This is a genomic window from Streptomyces sp. NPDC017993 (assembly GCF_044328065.1).
GTDB lineage: Bacteria > Actinomycetota > Actinomycetes > Streptomycetales > Streptomycetaceae > Streptomyces.
Genome location: NZ_JBIRGO010000001.1, coordinates 484,297 through 499,890 on the forward strand (window position 1 = coordinate 484,297; position 15,594 = coordinate 499,890).

Below are 15,594 nucleotides of genomic sequence, written 5' to 3' on the forward strand. Positions count from 1 at the left end.
CAAAGGGGTGGGGCATGCTCAGCAAGGCGATCAAGCTGGCCGGGGTTCTTGCGACGACGCTCGTGCTGGCGCTCGGGGGAAGCGCCGTGGTGGCCGGGACCGAGGATGCGGCGTACAGCGTGGCCCAGGGAGAGGGTCCGGGGAGCTCGGGGTCCTGACCGCCCCGCGAGCCCGGGCCGCTCCGTACGCCACATCGGTGTACGGAGCGGTCGGTGTCTGCGGAGGACACCGGGGTCCGGCCCGTCTCAGCCGTTCGGGATCGGCGCGGCCACATCCGCGGCGTAACGGGCGAGTGAGAGGTTGAAGCACGGCAGATGGCCGGCGAGCGCGCCGAGCGCGAGCGCCGCGGCCTCCCGTTCGCGTCCGAGGTCGACGAACGCCAGGGCGAGGAATGCGGTGACCGCGTCGTCGAGGTGGTCCGAGGTTTTCCCGCGCTCCGCGAGCAACAGGTCGGCGCTGGTCTCCGGGTGGCCGAGGGCGCGCCACGTACTCGCCAGCTGGATGACCGCCTGGCGTCGACGGTCGCCGTCCAGGCCGCCGTCCAGAGCCCTTTGGTAGAGGGGAACGGCCCGCTCGCCCAGGTCGGTCGCGTCATAGGCGGAGGCGAGCTCGAACGCGGCGACGGTGTGCCCCTCCGGCAGTTCGTCGGCCAACGTCTGCATCCTCGAGCGGAACTCCGCCGCATCGCAGTCCTCGAATGCGGCCCACAGGGCGGCGCACCGTCGTTCCCACTCCGCCGTGATCTTCATGGTCATCGTCACAGCTTTGCAGATGGAGCCGGCCGCCGGAGCAGCCCTCGTCGGCCCGACAGCCAGGTGAGGGAACGTCGGTGTCCGACGCCGAGCGGGAGCCGTCGGCTGTGGCGGCTCCCGCTCGGGTCCGGCCGGTCCGGACCGTGGGCAGGTGGGCTCAGCTGTCCGGGTACCGGTCCTGCAGTACGGAGTTCAGCAGCGCCTGGACGTCCTCGCGGTCCAGGCCCTCGGCGCGGGCCCGGTCCATCCAGGAGCGCAGTTCCTCGCGCAGCAGGGCGTCGGCGGCGGATTCGGGGCGGGCGAGGGTGCGGCTGACGAAGGTGCCGAGGCCGGGGCGGGGCTCGACCAGGCCCTCGCGTTCCAGCTCGCGATACGCCTTGAGCGTCGTATTCGGATTGACCTTCGTGGTGGTGGCGACCTGCGCGGCCGTCGGCAGGCGGTCGCCCTCCACCAGGATGCCCAACCGCAGTGCCTGCTGGACCTGCTGGACGATCTGGAGGTAGGTGGCGACGCCGCTGCGGCGGTCGATGCGGAACTCGACGACGCTCACCACCTCTCTGTGTCTTGCGCCTCGGGCGGTGCGGGGGCCCACCGCGACCGCTTGATCATCGGGGCGGCCGAGCCGGGTGTCAAAGCGCCACCCGGCTCCCGGCGAGGCTCGCGGTTCAGAGCGGCCGCCTACGGGCGCGCCACACGACCAGCGTGAGGACCGCCGCGGTCAGGGCCAGCAGGATCCCCGCGCCGAGCCACTGCATCCCGGCCATCTGATCGGGAGCGAAGTACTGCGTCACCCGGTTGACGATGCCGAGCTCGGCCCGGCATGCCTCGGTGTCGTCGCCGGCGCAGGTGCCGAAGCCGTACAGCTTGCCGTCGGCGGTGGACACCCAGTCGTCCATCTGTACGGCGCCCGCCGGCAGGTCCGGGCTCTCGCCGTTGTACGGCCAGACCATGCTGCGCAGCGTGCCGAGCTGTGCGCGCAGGCGCTCGTCCCAGGCCACGGACGTCACCGCGGCGAAGAGGGCGGTGAGCACCATGGCCGGTACGACCCGCTTGACCAGCATGCCGATGGCGATGCCGCAGGAGGTCATGAAGAGCGTCATGGCGATCAGGACCGGGCCGGTGCTCTCGAAGGCGCCGCCCTGCAGCCAGTCGCCGAACAGTGCCACCTTGCGGGCCGGCGACCAGAGCCAGGTGAACGCGGCCGTCAGCGCGGCGGTGCACAGCACCGCGACGGTCAGCGGCAGCCCGATGCTCGCGGCGATCCACTTGCCGCGGCCGGTGGACTGGGTGGTGAGCAGCTTGATGGTGCCCCGTTCCTGCTCGCCGGCGATCAGCGGTGCGCCGAAGAAGATGCCGACGATGGCGGGCACGAACTGGAGGAACTGGGTGTCCATGCTGAACTGCGAGCTGAACTTCTCCTGGAACTCCATCAGCAGAGCGTCGTCGGGGGTGGGGTCGCCGCCCTTGGCCTGCAGGAATTCCATCACCTCGAAACGCTGGTAGGCGAAGAACGCGCAGGCCAGGACGGTGACCAGGACGCCGGCGCGCAGTGCGTTGCGGTGCCGGTGCCAGACCACCCAGAGCAGGCCGCGCAGCAGCGGGTGCCGCGAGGTGTCGGAGGGTGCCGGGGTGCCGGCCGGGGCGGCGCTCGTCATGTTCCTACCGTCCGTGCCGGTGTTGGTGGTGTGGGTGCCGGAGCTGCTCATGCGGCGGCCTCCGGCTGTCCTTCGACGCGTGCCTCGTCCGCGATCAGAGTGGGGGCGTCGGGTGAGCGGAGGTAGGCCAGCAGGACCTCTTCCATGCTGGGTTCCGCGGTCTCCCAGCTGTCGCCGAGCGGGCCGCCGGGGCGGACCATGGCGGTGAACTGCCGCCCGGTGACGCGCGATTCGATGACGGTGTGCCGGCTGCGCAGTTCCTCCGGTACGCCGTCGCCGGTGGCGAGTCCGGTCACCAGGGCGTGCGCGGGCACCAGTTCCTCCGTCGGTCCGGCCATCCGGATCCGGCCCTCGGCGAGGACGACGAGGTAGTCGCACATGTCCTCCATCTCGGAGAGCATGTGGGACGACATCAGCACCGTGGTGCCGTTCTCGGCGGCCTCGGCGAGCAGCAGCCCGGACATCTCGTGCCGCGCGAGCGGGTCCAGGTCGGACATCGGCTCGTCGAGAAGCAGCAGCTCGGGCCGTTTTCCGAAGGCCAGGGCGAAGGCGACGCGGGTGCGCTGGCCGCCGGAGAGGGTGCCGACCCGGGCGGTGAGGGGCACGTCCCCGGCCCGGACGATGCGCTCGGCGAGGGCCTGGTCCCAGCGCGGATTCAGCTCGCGTCCCAGGCGCAGGGTCTCGGCGACGGTGAAGCGGGGGTAGAGCGGCTTGTCCTGGGCGAGGAAGGCGACCCGCTCCAGGACGGCCGGGTCGGAGACCGGCACGCCGAACAGTTTCAGGCTCCCGGCCGTGGGGTGCACGAGCCGGGTCGCGGTACTCAGGAAGGTGCTCTTGCCCGCGCCGTTGGGCCCGACGAGGGCGCAGACATGTCCGGCCGGGAGCCGGAAGGAGCAGTCCCGCAGTGCCCAGCCGCGGCGGTATTTCTTCCCCAGGCCGGCGGCTTCTATCGCCCATGGGCTCGTGTCGCTCACGGGATCCCCCCTTTAACTAGTTCATTAGTGGAATGAGTATGGAGAGACGCCCGGGGGCTGTCAACAAAGGACGGGAACGGGCGCGGGAAGGGGGGGGCGGGACGGGCGCGGGGGGTGGGGGCGATCTCCCCGTCGTCAGTCGGTCAGCAGCGACTTCGCCATGCAGCGGCTCTGCTCGTAGGTGCGGTAGTACCCGAATTTGGTCACCATGCGGTAGCCGCTGGAGGTGTACAGCGCGATCGCCTCCGGCTGCTCGGTGCCGGTCTCCAGCACCATGCGGCTGCGGCCGGCACCCCGTGCGTCCGCTTCGAGGGCGGCCAGGATCCGCCGGGCGAGGCCGCGTCCACGGGCCTCCGGCACCACGAACATCCGCTTGATCTCGGCGTCGCCCGCCGCGTACCCCTCCGCCACGTCTTCCTGCCGCCGCCAGCCACCGGTGGCCAGCGGGCGCCCGGCGTCGTAGGCGAGCAGGTAGGTGCCGTGGGGCGGCGTGAACATCTCCGGGTCCAGAGGAGTCATGTCGCCGTCGCCGTAGCGGCGGACGTACTCCTGCTGGACCAGTTCGTCGAGCGCGACCGCGTCGGGGTGGTCGTAGCGCACAGGGCGGATCTCCATTGTCGGAATCGTACGGGTGTCCGGGTGGGTGGCGCGACGGTCCCCGCGGGGTGGGTATCGTGCCGGGATGCTCACCGTGACCTCTGTGAATGTGAACGGGCTGCGCGCCGCCGCCAAGAAGGGCTTCGTGCCGTGGCTGGCGCAGACCGACGCCGATGTGCTGTGCCTTCAGGAGGTACGGGCCGAGACCGGCCAGCTGCCCGACGAGGTGCGGGCGCCCGAGGGCTGGCACACCGTGCACGCGCCGGCCGCCGCCAAGGGCCGGGCCGGGGTCTCCCTCTACACCCGGCGCGAGCCGGACCGCGTCCAGGTGGGATTCGGGTCGGCGGAGTTCGACGGCAGCGGGCGGTACGTCGAGGCGGACCTGCCCGGCGTGACCGTCGCCAGCCTCTATCTGCCCTCCGGTGAGGTCGGCACGGAGCGGCAGACGGAGAAGGAACGGTTCATGGCGGAGTTCCTGCCGTACCTCGTCGCGCTGCGCGAGCGGGCCGCGGCGGACGGCCGTGAGGTGGTGGTGTGCGGTGACTGGAACATCGCGCACCAGGAGGCCGACCTGAAGAACTGGAAGGCCAACCGGAAGAAGTCCGGCTTCCTCCCGGAGGAGCGCGGCTGGCTCACGGAGGTCCTCGACGCGGACCGAGGCGGCTACGTGGACGTCGTACGCGCCCTGCACCCGGACACCGAGGGCCCGTACTCCTGGTGGTCCTACCGCGGCCGCGCCTTCGACAACGACGCCGGCTGGCGCATCGACTACGAGATGTCCACGCCGGGCCTGGCCGAGCGTGCGGTGAAGGCGTACGTGGAGCGCGCGGCCAGCTACGACCAGCGGTGGAGCGATCACGCGCCGGTGACGGTGGTCTACGACCTGTAGCCCGCGCGCGGCCTCCCCGGGTGGCGCCCGTCAGTCCCTGTCGCGGGGCGCCGGCGCCCCGCCCGCCGCTCCGTCCTCGCTCTGGGTGCCGGGCTCCGCGGCCGCCCCGCCGGCCTCCCGCGCGCCCAGCCAGTGGTCCAGTTCGCGGCGGGTGCGGCGGTCCATGGCCATGGACAGTTCCGCTTCGAGGACGCCCTTGGAGAGCGGGCGCAGCTTCTCCATCGTCTCGGCGATGCGGTCGGCCTCCCGCGGGCCGGGGGGCCGGCCGGCCGCGGCGCGTTCCAGCACGTCGGACAGGACGTGGGTGCGGATGAGGGTGGTGAAGATGTCGGCGAGGGCGTCGGCGTGGACGCGTACCTGGCGGCCCGCGTCGAGGACGGCGGCGAGCGGGACGCCCGCGGCGACGAGCTCGGTGGAGGCGTCCAGCAGGCGGCGGCTGATGTGGACGAACTCGTCGCCGTCGACGGCGAGATAGCCGATGTCCAGGGAGGTGGCGAGGTTCTCGACGGTGACGTCGCCGCTGAAGTGGTCGGCCAGCTCCTCGGGGGTGAGGCGGACCGGGGTCTCCTCGGACCAGGGCGCGACGATGGTGTCCTCCAGGCCCAGGAGTTCACCGACGTCCCGGCCGCTCTCGAACGCGGCGAGGAGTTCGGCGATGCCGCCGAGGGTGTGGCCGCGTTCCAGCAGGGCGGCGATGGTGTGCAGCCGGGCGAGGTGGTGCTCGTTGTACCAGGCGACACGGCCCTCGCGGCGCGGCGGTGGGATGAGCTTGCGCTCGCGGTAGAAGCGCAGCGTACGGACCGTGATGCCGGCTTCCGCCGCCAGCTCGGCCATGCGGAATTCGCGCTGCTCGCGCTCCTCGTTCGCGTTCTTGTTCGCTGCCACCTGCTCACCCTATGCCGGTGATGTGCCCCCGGGCCGAGGTGCAACCCGCGGTAACTTCCCTGCGCCTGACCCCTACCGCTCAGTACGGAGCTGGCCTACTCTCCAATCGTGCCAGTGATTGCTGGCGGGATCGATGCGGACTCGGGAGGCGGCGGCATGGCCGAGCGCGAGCACGAGCATGTGCGGGTGGCGGTGATCGGATCGGGATTCGGTGGTCTGGGGGCGGCCGTGCGCCTGCGCCGAGCGGGAATCACCGATTTCGTGGTCCTGGAGCGGGCCGACTCGGTGGGCGGTACCTGGCGGGACAACAGCTATCCGGGATGTGCGTGCGATGTGCCCTCGCACCTGTACTCCTTCTCCTTCGCGCCCAACCCGCAGTGGCCGCGGAACTTCTCCGGGCAGCCGCACATCCGGGCGTATCTGGAGCAGGTCACCGACACCTTCGGGCTGCGCCCCCACATCCGCTTCCGCTCCGAGGTGCAGAGCCTGCGGTGGAGCAACGACGAGCTGCACTGGGAGATCGAGACGGCGAGCGGGGCGCTGACCGCCGACGTGGTCGTCTCGGCGACCGGGCCGCTGTCCGACCCCAAGGTTCCGGACATCCCGGGCCTGGACACCTTCCCGGGCAAGGTCTTCCACTCCGCCCGCTGGGACCACGACTACGACCTGCGCGGCAAGCGTGTCGCCATGATCGGCACCGGCGCCTCGTCCATCCAGATCGTGCCGGCCGTCCAGCCGACGGTGGACCGGCTGACCCTCTTCCAGCGCACCCCGGCCTGGGTGCTGCCGCGCGCCGACCGCAAGATCTCCGCCCCGGAGCGGTGGCTGCACGACAAGATCCCCGCGACCCGCGCCGCGCGCCGCGGACTGCTCTGGGGCATCAGGGAGCTTCAGGTCAGCGCCTTCACCAAGCGCCCCAACGAGCTGGGCCTCATCGAGGTCCTGGCCAAGGCGCATATGAAGAAGGCGGTCAAGGATCCGGCGCTGCGCGCCACCCTCACCCCCGACTACCGCATCGGCTGCAAGCGCATCCTGCTCTCCAACACCTACTACCCGGCGCTTGCCCAGCCCAATGTGGACGTGGTGGCGTCCGGGCTGAAGGAAGTGCGGGGGAACGTCCTGGTCGGTGCGGACGGCAGTGAGACCGAGGTCGACGCGGTCGTCTTCGGCACCGGGTTCCACGTCACGGACATGCCGATCGCCCAGCGCGTCACCGGCGCCAACGGCACGACGCTGGCCGAGGAGTGGAAGGACGGCATGGAGTCGCTGCGCGGCGCCAGCGCGGCCGGCTTCCCCAACTTCCTGACCATCATCGGTCCCAACACCGGCCTCGGGAACAGCTCGATGATCCTGATGATCGAGGCCCAGCTGAACTATCTGGTCGACTACATGCGCCAACTGGACACCCTCGGCGGGAAGATCGCACTCAGCGCCCGTCCGTCCGCGGTACAGGAGTGGACCCGGACGATCCAGAAGCGCATGGAGCGCACGGTGTGGACCACCGGCGGCTGCGACAGCTGGTACCTCGACTCCAACGGGCGCAACACCACGGCCTGGCCGGGTACGACGTCGGAGTTCAAGAAGGTGACCCGGCAGGTCGACCTCGCCGAGTACGAAGTGCTGCGGGTGCCCGCGGCACGGCCCGCCGGCCCGGCCGGCGACAAACCCGCGGAGGTGGCGGCATGAGCAGGCCAGGACATGTGACGACAGGCCCGTACGCGCCGCCCGCGCCGCGCAAGGAGCTGACCGTCACCTCGCCCGACGGATCCCGGCTGCACGCCGAGGTCCACGGCCCCGAAGGTGCCCCCGCCGTCGTCCTGGCGCACGGCTGGACCTGCTCGACCGCCTTCTGGGCCCCGGTCGTGCGGGATCTCGCCGAGGACCACAAGGTCGTGGTCTACGACCAGCGCGGGCACGGCCACAGCCCGGCCGCCGGGCCGGGCGGCTACAGCACCGACGCGCTCGCCGACGACCTGGCCGCGGTGCTCGACGCCACCCTGGAGGCGGGCGAACGGGCGGTGCTGACCGGGCATTCCATGGGCGGTATGACGGCGATGGCCGCCGCCGAGCGGCCCCAGCTGACCGAACGCGCCGCGGCGATCCTGCTGTGCAGCACCGGCAGCGCGGACCTCGCCGCGGAATCCCGGGTCATCCCGCTGCGCACCCCCGGAGGCCGCCGCCGGGCGCACCGGCTGATGCTGACCTCGCGGGCGCCGCTCGGCCCGGTCACGCCGGTCGGCAAGCGGGCCCTGAAGTACGCCACGATGGGCCCCGGAGCCACGGCCGAGCAGATCGAGGCCTGCGCCCGGATCGTGCACGCGTGCCGGCCTGGCGTGCGGTCCCGCTGGGGCAAGGTGCTGGCCGGGCTCGAACTGACCGGCTCCCTGGCCCGGTTGCAGGTGCCGACCGCCATCATCGCGGGCACCGCCGACCGGCTCACCCCGATCGTGCACGCCCGTCGGCTGGCCTCGGTCCTGCCCGACTTCCGCGGGCTGACCGAGCTGCCCGACGTCGGGCACATGACCCCCATCGAGGCGCCGGACGTGGTCATCGGCCGCATCCGTGAACTCGTACGGGACCATCTGGACACCACGCAGACCGCCCGCGCCGCGGTACCGCCGCCCCGGGGCGGCACGCGGCAGAAGAAGGAGAAGCCGGCATGAGCGCGAGCAGGAAGCTGGAGGGGCAGGTCGTCGTCGTCACCGGCGCCGCCCGAGGGGTGGGCGCGCTGTTGGCCCGCAAGCTGTCGGCGCGCGGCGCCACCCTCGCGCTGGTCGGCCTGGAGCCGGACGAACTGCGGGGCGCCGCGGCGTCGCTGCTCGGCCCCGCGCACCACTGGCACGCCGATGTCACCGACCACGAGGCGATGGCGCAGGTCGCGGGGGAGGTCAAGGACCGCTTCGGGAAGGTCGACGCCGTCGTCGCCAACGCCGGTGTGGCGACCGGCGGTCCGTTCGTCGACTCCGACCCGGTCGCCTGGAAGCGGGTCATCGAGGTCAACCTCATCGGCGGTGCGGTCACCGGCCGCGCCTTCCTGCCGGTACTGATGGAGTCGCGCGGCTACTTCCTCCAGATCGCCTCGCTGGCCGCGATCACCCCGGCGCCGATGATGACCGCGTACTGCGCGTCCAAGTCGGGCGTGGAGGCGTTCGCGCACAGCCTGCGGGCCGAGGTCGGTTACAAGGGCGTACGGGTCGGCGTCGGCTATCTGAGCTGGACCGACACCGACATGGTGCGCGGCGCCGACCAGGACGACGTCATGCGCGAGCTGCGGTCCCGGCTGCCCTGGCCGTCCAACAAGACCTATCCGCTGGGCCCGGCGGTCGACCGGATCGTGGCGGGCATCGAGCGGCGCGCCCCGCACGTCTACGGTCAGTGGTGGCTGCGCGGTATGCAGTCGATCCGCGGCTATCTGCCGTCGGTCATCGGGTCGGTGGGGCAGCGCGAGATGCGGCGGTTCGGCAACCGGCTCGACGGGATGCGGGTCGGTCTGGTCGGTGCGGGCGGCGAGGCGGACGAGAAGGCGCGAACGAACAGGTAGGGCGGCCGGGAGGGCCGCCCGCTGGGCGGGCGGCTACGGACGGTAGCGTCTGGTGATCGAAATGCGACGAATGTCCGTTTATGTGAGGCTGATTGGGTCCGATCCCCGACACCCCTCACAGGAGTGGACAGCATGGGTCTCGCAGACCAGTTCAGGGACAAGGCCGAGCGGCTCAAGAACGAGGCGCAGCGTCAGATGGGCAACGCCGAGGACCGCGCTCGGACCGAGCCCGAGGAGGCTGACCAGCAGCCCGGCGAGCGCGGACAGCAGGGCCGTGAGCCCGGCCGGCCGGGCCGCGAGCCGGGCCAGGGCGCCCGCGACGAGATGCAGGACGGCCTCCGGAGCTGACCGGCGCGGGTGTCCTGAACGCCCCGCGTGACGCGCAGCAGAGGGGCGCACCCGATCACCGGGTGCGCCCCTCTGCGCGTCCCGCCCGCTCAGTCGCTCAGCCGTTGCGCGGCGGGAGCGGCGGCCGGCGCAGGTCGGGAACGTCCGAGAGGTCCGGCGGCATGGCCGCGGGGTGGCGGTCCAGCAGCTCCAGCGCCGTACGCACCGCCACGCCGAGCTGCGGATGGCGGCCCTCGGCCCAGTGCAGCGGCGAGCGCAGCGCCTCGATGTCGACGTCCACACCGTGGTTCTCCACGCCCCAGCCGTACAGCCGGAACCAGGCGGCGTTCATCGGCACGGTGATGGCGGTGCCGTCGCCCAGCCGGTGCCGTCCGGTCATCCCGACCACCCCGCCCCAGGTGCGCATGCCCACCACCGGGCCGATGCCCTGGAGTTTGAAGGCGGCGGTGATCATGTCGCCGTCGGAGGAGGTCATCTCGTCGGCGACCGCCACCACAGGCCCGCGCGGTGCGTTGCTCGTGTATGACACCGGCTCGGCGTCGCGGGTGAGGTCCCAGCCCAGGATGGTGCGGGTCAGCTTCTCGATCACCAGCTCGGAGATGTTGCCGCCCGCGTTGCCGCGTACGTCCACGATCAGTGCGGCCCGGGAGACCTCCATCCGCAGGTCGCGGTTGAACTGGGCCCAGCCGGAGCCGCCCATGTCGGGGATGTGCAGGTAGCCGCACTTGCCGCCGCTCAACTGCCGCACGACCTCACGGCGTTTGGCCACCCAGTCCTGGTAGCGCAGGGGCCGTTCGTCGATGAGCGGGACCACCGCGACCCGGCGCGCCGGCCCCGCGCCGTCGGCGGGGGAGAAGGTCAGCTCGACGGTGGTGCCGCCGGCCGCGGCCAGTAGCGGGAACGGGCCGGCCACCGGGTCGACCCGGCGCCCGTCGACATGGGTGAGCGCGGATCCCTCGCGGATGCCCGTACCGGCCAGCGGGGAGCGGGCCTTGGAGTCCGAGGACTCGCCGGGCAGGATGCGCTGGAGGACCCAACGGCCTTCGCGACAGGTGAAGTTGGCGCCCAGCAGGCCGATCGCGCGCTGGTAGTGCGGCGGGCCCTCGTTGCGGCGGGAGCCGACGACGTAGGCGTGCGAGGTGCCCAGTTCGCCCAGCACCTCGCGCAGCAGGTCCGCGAACTCGTCGGGGGAGGCGACCCGGTCGAGCAGCGGGCGGTACTGCTCCAGCACCGCGTCCCAGTCGATACCGCACATCCCCGGCTCCCAGAAGTACGCCCGGACGATCCGGCCGGCCTCCTTGTACGCCTGGGACCACTCCGCGGGGGGATCCACGTCGTGCAGGATGCGCCGCAGATCCAGGAAGACCGTCGAGTCGCTGTCCGGCAGTTCGTTCGCCGGCACCGCGCGCAGGTCCCCCTCGTCGTTGACGACGACGCGGGTGCCGTCCCCGCTCAGCGCGAACTGGTCGAGGGAGCTGGTGAGTTCGGTGCGCCGGGCCTTGGTCAGGTCGAAGTGCTCCAGGGTGGGCTGGCCCGAGGTGTTGTCGGGGTTGGCGAAGGTCTCGCCCAGCGCACCGGAGATGGGCCAGCGCAGCCAGACCAGTCCGCCGCCGCTGACCGGCGCGAGCGAGGAGTATTTGGACGCGGCGACCGGGAACGGTGTGACCCGCTCGGACAGCCCCTCCACCTCCACCAGCACCGGACCCTCGCCCCCCGGCGGGTTCTCCGCCGGATCGAGCCCGCCGGCCGCGGGCCGTCCCTCCGGCGACAGGGCGAAGGGGGACGGGGTGGCGGAGGACAGTGGTACGAGATACGGCCGGCAGCCCAGCGGGAAGGACAGGTCGCCGGTGTGCACGTCGTAGACCGGATCGAAGCCCCGCCAGGACAGGAACGCCAGATAGCGGCCGTCGCGGGTGAACACCGGCTGCTCGTCCTCGAACCGGTTGTTGGTGACGTCCACGAGGGTGCGGTCGGAGAGCTTGGCCATCTTGATCTGCCGCAGCGTGCGGCCGATGCCCGGGTGCGACCAGGTCAGCCAGCGCGAATCGGGGGAGAAGGCGAGGTCGCGTACGGGGCCGTTGGTGGAGCGGATCAGCTCGGCGACCTCGCCTGGCCCGGGGTCGCGGTAGGCGCCGGGGCCGCCGTCCGCGGCGTCCGCGGCGCCCCCGCCCTCGGGTTGGGCCGGCACGGGGGTCTCCGGTGCGCCTTCGTCCGGCCGCGCGACGTTCACCAGCAGCAGCCGGCCGTCGTGGGAGGCCACGGCCAGCCGTTCGCCGTCCGGTGAGGACACCATCTCCTGGACCAGGCCGAGCTCACCGGTGGCCAGCCGGCGCGGCTCCCCGGGGCCACTGGCGCGGGGCAGATTGGCGATCTCGATGGCGTCGTCGCCCTCGGCGTCGGTGATGTACGCGATCCGGCCGGTGGAGCCGAGCATTTCGGGCAGCCGGACCCGGACGCCGGGGATGTCGTGGATGGTGCGGGCGGGCCCGTCGCGGTGGGTGAGCCAGTACAGGCTCCCGCGGACGCCGACCGCGCTGGCCCGGCCGGTGGAGTCCACCGCGAGCGAGGTGACGTGCGAGGCGGCAGGGACCTGGTGGGTGCGCCGCCCGGCCCGCGGCCCGCCCAGGCGCACCGCCAGCTTGCGCGGCACGGCGTCCGGGCTCAGGTCGTCGATCAGCCAGATGTCGCCGGCGCACTGATAGACGATGCGGGAGCCGTCGGTCGAGGCGTGCCGGGCGTAGAAGTCGGCGTGGTCGGAGTGGCGCCGCAGGTCGGTGCTGTCCGGCAGACAGGAGTAGACGTTGGCGATGCCCTCGTGGTCGGAGAGGAAGGCGATCCGGCCGCCGACGAACATCACCGCGTCGAGATGCCCCCGCAGATCCGGCATCAGCCGGGTGCCGTGCAGCCACATCCGGCCCATGGCGCCGCCGCGGTAGCGCTTCCACGCGGCGGGCTCGTGCGGTGGCTTGCCGGTCAGCAGCAGGGTGCGGCGCTCGCCGTCGAACTCGGCGACGGCGAGGTCCGACACCGGCCCCCAGGGCAGCTGGCCACCGGGGCTGCCGTCGGTGGGGAGGGTGTAGGCCCAGGAGTAGTAGGAGAACGGCTGCCCGTGCGAGGAGACCGCGAGGATCTGCGCGTTGCCCTCCTTGTCGGGCGGCGTCCAGCCGCAGACCCGTGCGTCGGTGCTGCCCCAGTACGTCAGCCGCCGGGCCGGGCCGCCCTCGACCGGCGCGAGGTGCACCTCGGGATCGAGGCTGCGCCAGGTCGTGAAGGCGATGTGCCGGCCGTCGGGGGAGAAGCGGGGGTGGCTGACGCGGGTGCGGTCGACGGTCAGCCGCCAGGCACGGCCGGGCTCCTCGCCCTCCGGGGCGATCGGAGCCACCCACAGGTCGTCCTCGGCGGCGAAGCAGAGGGTGTCGCCGCTCAGGTGCGGGAAGCGCAGATACGAGGGGGGTGGGGGGCCCGGCGGGGCGGGCATCCGGCGCAGCCGGCCGGGCGGTGTGGCGGGGCTCGGCTCCAGGTGCGGTGCGCTGGTCTCGCGTGCGTCGCTCACGCCCCCATCGTTTCGGGCCGTGCACCCCGCGGCAACTCGGCCTGGTGACGCGGGCCACGTGAGAAACGGTCCCGATTCGCCGGGCGCGCGAGTAACGTCGTGGTGTACGAAACCGTTTCGTTCGCCTCGGGGGTGCCGGAACGGTCCGACCAGGAGGTGCGCCATGGGACGCAGCCGGCTGACTCCCGAGCGGGAGGCCGAGCTCTACACCGCCGTGCTCGACCTGCTCCGCGAGGTCGGCTACGACGCGCTCACCATGGACGCCGTCGCGGCGCGTACGCACTCCAGCAAGGCCACTCTCTACCGTCAGTGGCAGGGCAAGCCCGAGCTGGTCGCCAGGGCTCTGCGGCACCGCAGGACGGTCAGCACCGAGGACATCGACACCGGCAGTGTGCGCGGCGACCTCGCCGAGCTGGCGCGCCGCGCGGACGACGGGCAGCTGGCCAAGGACGCCGCCCTGATGCGCGGTCTGGGGCAGGCGGTCCACGGCAACCCCGATCTGCACCAGGCGCTCCGCGAGGTGCTCCTCGACCCCGAGGTGACCGGCCTCGACGCGATGCTGCAGCGCGGCATCGACCGCGGCGAGATCGCCGCCGACCGCCCCGCGCTGCAGTTCGCCGCGCACATGCTGATCGGCGCGCTCGTCACCCGGCAGCTCATCGAGGACCGCAGCGCCGATGCCGCGTTCCTCTCCGCCTATGTCGACGCCGTGGTCCTCCCCGCCCTCGGCGTCTGACCGAGAGGCCGGCGGCGGACCGCCGACGGCCTCACAGAACTCCGGGACCGCTGTGTGAGCGGAGCGGCTCCCGGGGCCTGCGCCCGCCCGTGGGGACGGGAGCGGCGCGCAAAGGGCCCGGTGGCGGCCGCCCGTGAGGGCGGGCCGCCCCCGGGCCCGTTCGCCTTCATCGGCCCCGGGCGCCGGTCTCGGTGCATCCGGGAGTGGCCGGCCCGCACGTGAGTGTTCTCATGCGGACGGAGAGACGACCGGAGGGCTGGATTCCCCGCTCAGGTGCCTGCGGTAGGCGTTATTCGCCCGCTCGTCACCGTTTGCCCGGCCATGGCGCACGAGACCACCGGACGGGGCGCCCGCCTCCCCGGCCGCCGTGGCCGTCTCGCATCGCAGGCGCTCTTGCGACCTCTTTGCAGGAGGCCCGAACATAGGGGGGTTGTACAGCTGAAGCGGAGACCCTGAGATGCACGTACCCGATGGATTCATCAACGCGCCGGTGTCGGCCGCGGCCGGTGTGGTCGCCGCGGCCGCCGTCGCGGTCAGCCTGCGCGGCGCCCGGCGCGAACTGGCGGGTGCGGGCCAGGGCACGGGCAGCGCCGCGGAGCGCACCGCACCGCTCGCCGGCCTCGTCGCCGCGTTCATCTTCGCCGTCCAGATGCTCAACTTCCCGGTCGGCGCCGGCACCAGCGGGCACCTGCTGGGCGGCGCCCTCGCGGCGATCCTCGTCGGGCCGTACACCGGCGTGCTGTGCGTCTCGGTGGTGCTGCTCATGCAGGGCGTGCTGTTCGCCGACGGCGGGCTGACCGCGCTCGGCGTCAACATCACCGACATGGCGATCGTGACCACCGTCGTCGCCTATCTGCTCTTCCGCGGCCTGGTGAAGATCCTCCCGCGCCGCCGCGGTTCGGTCACCGTCGCCGCCTTCGTCGCCGCCCTGGTCTCGGTGCCCGCCGCCGCGATCGCCTTCACCGCCCTGTACGCCCTGGGCGGCACCGCCGACGTCCCGATCGGCAAGGTCTTCACCGCCATGGTCGGCGTCCACGTCCTGATCGGTATCGGCGAGGCCGCGATCACCGCGCTGACCGTCGGCGCCGTCATCGCGGTACGCCCCGACCTGGTCCACGGAGCACGCGGCCTGGCCAAGCCCCTGGAGCTGCGCACCGCGCCGGTCTCGGCGCCCGCCGCGCCGGCGCCTGCCGCGGGAGACCTCGGCACCGCCGCCCGCGAGACGGCGCCCGCCGCCCCGGCCCCGGCCGAGCCCGCGGTGGCCACTGCCGACGCACCTGCCCCCGCCGACAGCACTCCTGCGCCCGTCGCCGCCCCCCGCCGCTCCGCCCGCGGCGTCTGGCTGGCCGGCCTCGCCGCCGCCCTGCTGTGCGCGGGCGGCGTCAGCTACTACGCCTCCGCCAGCCCCGACGGCCTGGAGAAGGTCGCCCACGACCAGGGCATCGACGCGAAGGCCGAGGACCACGCGGCCAAGGACTCCCCGCTCGCCGACTACGGCGTCAAGAACCTCGCCGATCCGCGGCTGTCCGGCGGCCTGGCCGGGGTGATCGGGGTGGGCGCGACCCTGGCCGTCGGCACCGGCGTCTTCGTGGTGCTGCGCCGCCGCAGGGCCGCGAGTCCCGGTGGGCGGCCGGCCGCGGCCCGCCCGCACGAGGACGCCTGAC

Annotated in this window: 15 protein-coding genes; 8 read left to right on the top strand and 7 right to left on the bottom strand. The window is 72.7% G+C overall.

Annotation, left to right across the window (positions count from 1 at the left end):
- Positions 1-14 precede the first annotated feature (14 nt).
- Positions 15-158 carry a hypothetical protein gene (locus ACH4FH_RS02335; protein WP_398553827.1) on the top strand — a complete coding sequence of 48 codons (144 nt, stop codon included), beginning with the start codon at positions 15-17 and terminating at the stop codon, positions 156-158.
- Between the two features lie 87 nt (positions 159-245).
- Here ACH4FH_RS02335 and ACH4FH_RS02340 read toward each other — a convergent pair whose 3' ends face one another.
- The 5 genes from ACH4FH_RS02340 to ACH4FH_RS02360 form a co-directional block, all read right to left on the bottom strand.
- On the bottom strand, positions 246-755 hold the full coding sequence (locus ACH4FH_RS02340; protein WP_398553828.1) for a tetratricopeptide repeat protein: 510 nt from the start codon (positions 753-755) through the stop codon (positions 246-248).
- A gap of 154 nt (positions 756-909) precedes the next feature.
- Positions 910-1,305 carry a GntR family transcriptional regulator gene (locus tag ACH4FH_RS02345; protein WP_398553829.1) on the bottom strand — a complete coding sequence of 132 codons (396 nt, stop codon included), beginning with the start codon at positions 1,303-1,305 and terminating at the stop codon, positions 910-912.
- Positions 1,306-1,417: 112 nt separating this feature from the next.
- Positions 1,418-2,458 (bottom strand): ABC transporter permease subunit, encoded by a 1,041-nt coding sequence (locus ACH4FH_RS02350; RefSeq protein ID WP_398553830.1) that lies wholly within the window; start codon positions 2,456-2,458, stop codon positions 1,418-1,420.
- Positions 2,455-3,381 carry an ABC transporter ATP-binding protein gene (locus ACH4FH_RS02355; RefSeq protein WP_398553831.1) on the bottom strand — a complete coding sequence of 309 codons (927 nt, stop codon included), beginning with the start codon at positions 3,379-3,381 and terminating at the stop codon, positions 2,455-2,457. The genes ACH4FH_RS02350 and ACH4FH_RS02355 overlap by 4 nt, the downstream gene beginning before the upstream one ends.
- Before the next feature lie 135 nt (positions 3,382-3,516).
- Positions 3,517-3,996, bottom strand: coding sequence for a GNAT family N-acetyltransferase (locus tag ACH4FH_RS02360; protein ID WP_398553832.1), 480 nt, complete (start codon positions 3,994-3,996; stop codon positions 3,517-3,519).
- A gap of 67 nt (positions 3,997-4,063) precedes the next feature.
- On the opposite strand from ACH4FH_RS02360, the gene ACH4FH_RS02365 reads away from it, so the two are divergent.
- On the top strand, positions 4,064-4,867 hold the full coding sequence (locus ACH4FH_RS02365; protein ID WP_398553833.1) for an exodeoxyribonuclease III: 804 nt from the start codon (positions 4,064-4,066) through the stop codon (positions 4,865-4,867).
- A gap of 30 nt (positions 4,868-4,897) precedes the next feature.
- On the opposite strand, the gene ACH4FH_RS02370 is transcribed toward ACH4FH_RS02365, so the two are convergent.
- A complete protein-coding gene (locus ACH4FH_RS02370) occupies positions 4,898-5,701 on the bottom strand; it encodes a MerR family transcriptional regulator (RefSeq protein ID WP_398553976.1) in 804 nt (267 codons plus the stop codon).
- A 207-nt stretch (positions 5,702-5,908) separates the two neighbouring features.
- On the opposite strand from ACH4FH_RS02370, the gene ACH4FH_RS02375 reads away from it, so the two are divergent.
- The 4 genes from ACH4FH_RS02375 (at position 5,909) to ACH4FH_RS02390 (ending at position 9,641) form a co-directional block, all read left to right on the top strand.
- Complete coding sequence (locus ACH4FH_RS02375) at positions 5,909-7,438, top strand: flavin-containing monooxygenase (RefSeq protein ID WP_398553977.1); 1,530 nt, start codon at positions 5,909-5,911, stop codon at positions 7,436-7,438.
- The gene (locus ACH4FH_RS02380) at positions 7,435-8,415 is read left to right on the top strand and encodes an alpha/beta fold hydrolase (RefSeq protein WP_398553834.1); all 981 of its coding nucleotides are present in this window, start codon (positions 7,435-7,437) and stop codon (positions 8,413-8,415) included. Before ACH4FH_RS02375 ends, ACH4FH_RS02380 begins: the two co-directional genes overlap by 4 nt.
- On the top strand, positions 8,412-9,293 hold the full coding sequence (locus tag ACH4FH_RS02385) for an SDR family oxidoreductase (protein ID WP_398553835.1): 882 nt from the start codon (positions 8,412-8,414) through the stop codon (positions 9,291-9,293). Before ACH4FH_RS02380 ends, ACH4FH_RS02385 begins: the two co-directional genes overlap by 4 nt.
- 132 nt (positions 9,294-9,425) lie before the next feature.
- Positions 9,426-9,641 carry a hypothetical protein gene (locus ACH4FH_RS02390; protein WP_398553836.1) on the top strand — a complete coding sequence of 72 codons (216 nt, stop codon included), beginning with the start codon at positions 9,426-9,428 and terminating at the stop codon, positions 9,639-9,641.
- 97 nt (positions 9,642-9,738) lie between these two features.
- On the opposite strand, the gene ACH4FH_RS02395 is transcribed toward ACH4FH_RS02390, so the two are convergent.
- Positions 9,739-13,119, bottom strand: coding sequence for a S41 family peptidase (locus tag ACH4FH_RS02395; RefSeq protein WP_398553978.1), 3,381 nt, complete (start codon positions 13,117-13,119; stop codon positions 9,739-9,741).
- A 238-nt stretch (positions 13,120-13,357) separates the two neighbouring features.
- Here ACH4FH_RS02395 and ACH4FH_RS02400 point away from each other — a divergent pair, with 238 nt between their 5' ends.
- Both ACH4FH_RS02400 and ACH4FH_RS02405 read left to right on the top strand, forming a co-directional pair.
- Positions 13,358-13,930, top strand: a complete 573-nt coding sequence (locus ACH4FH_RS02400) for a TetR/AcrR family transcriptional regulator (protein WP_398553837.1) — start codon at positions 13,358-13,360, stop codon at positions 13,928-13,930.
- Between the two features lie 457 nt (positions 13,931-14,387).
- On the top strand, positions 14,388-15,593 hold the full coding sequence (locus ACH4FH_RS02405; RefSeq protein ID WP_398553838.1) for an energy-coupling factor ABC transporter permease: 1,206 nt from the start codon (positions 14,388-14,390) through the stop codon (positions 15,591-15,593).
- The last annotated feature ends 1 nt before the right edge of the window (position 15,594 follow it).

Coding starts and splice junctions, on each gene's coding strand:
- ACH4FH_RS02370 (WP_398553976.1), bottom strand. CDS start 5,701: ATGGCCGAGCTGGCGGCGGAAGCCGGCATCACGGTCCGTACGCTGCGC.
- ACH4FH_RS02400 (WP_398553837.1), top strand. CDS start 13,358: ATGGGACGCAGCCGGCTGACTCCCGAGCGGGAGGCCGAGCTCTACACC.
- ACH4FH_RS02385 (WP_398553835.1), top strand. CDS start 8,412: ATGAGCGCGAGCAGGAAGCTGGAGGGGCAGGTCGTCGTCGTCACCGGC.
- ACH4FH_RS02350 (WP_398553830.1), bottom strand. CDS start 2,458: ATGAGCAGCTCCGGCACCCACACCACCAACACCGGCACGGACGGTAGG.
- ACH4FH_RS02365 (WP_398553833.1), top strand. CDS start 4,064: ATGCTCACCGTGACCTCTGTGAATGTGAACGGGCTGCGCGCCGCCGCC.
- ACH4FH_RS02335 (WP_398553827.1), top strand. CDS start 15: ATGCTCAGCAAGGCGATCAAGCTGGCCGGGGTTCTTGCGACGACGCTC.
- ACH4FH_RS02395 (WP_398553978.1), bottom strand. CDS start 13,119: ATGCCCGCCCCGCCGGGCCCCCCACCCCCCTCGTATCTGCGCTTCCCG.
- ACH4FH_RS02375 (WP_398553977.1), top strand. CDS start 5,909: ATGGCCGAGCGCGAGCACGAGCATGTGCGGGTGGCGGTGATCGGATCG.
- ACH4FH_RS02405 (WP_398553838.1), top strand. CDS start 14,388: ATGCACGTACCCGATGGATTCATCAACGCGCCGGTGTCGGCCGCGGCC.
- ACH4FH_RS02340 (WP_398553828.1), bottom strand. CDS start 755: ATGACCATGAAGATCACGGCGGAGTGGGAACGACGGTGCGCCGCCCTG.
- ACH4FH_RS02390 (WP_398553836.1), top strand. CDS start 9,426: ATGGGTCTCGCAGACCAGTTCAGGGACAAGGCCGAGCGGCTCAAGAAC.
- ACH4FH_RS02380 (WP_398553834.1), top strand. CDS start 7,435: ATGAGCAGGCCAGGACATGTGACGACAGGCCCGTACGCGCCGCCCGCG.
- ACH4FH_RS02360 (WP_398553832.1), bottom strand. CDS start 3,996: ATGGAGATCCGCCCTGTGCGCTACGACCACCCCGACGCGGTCGCGCTC.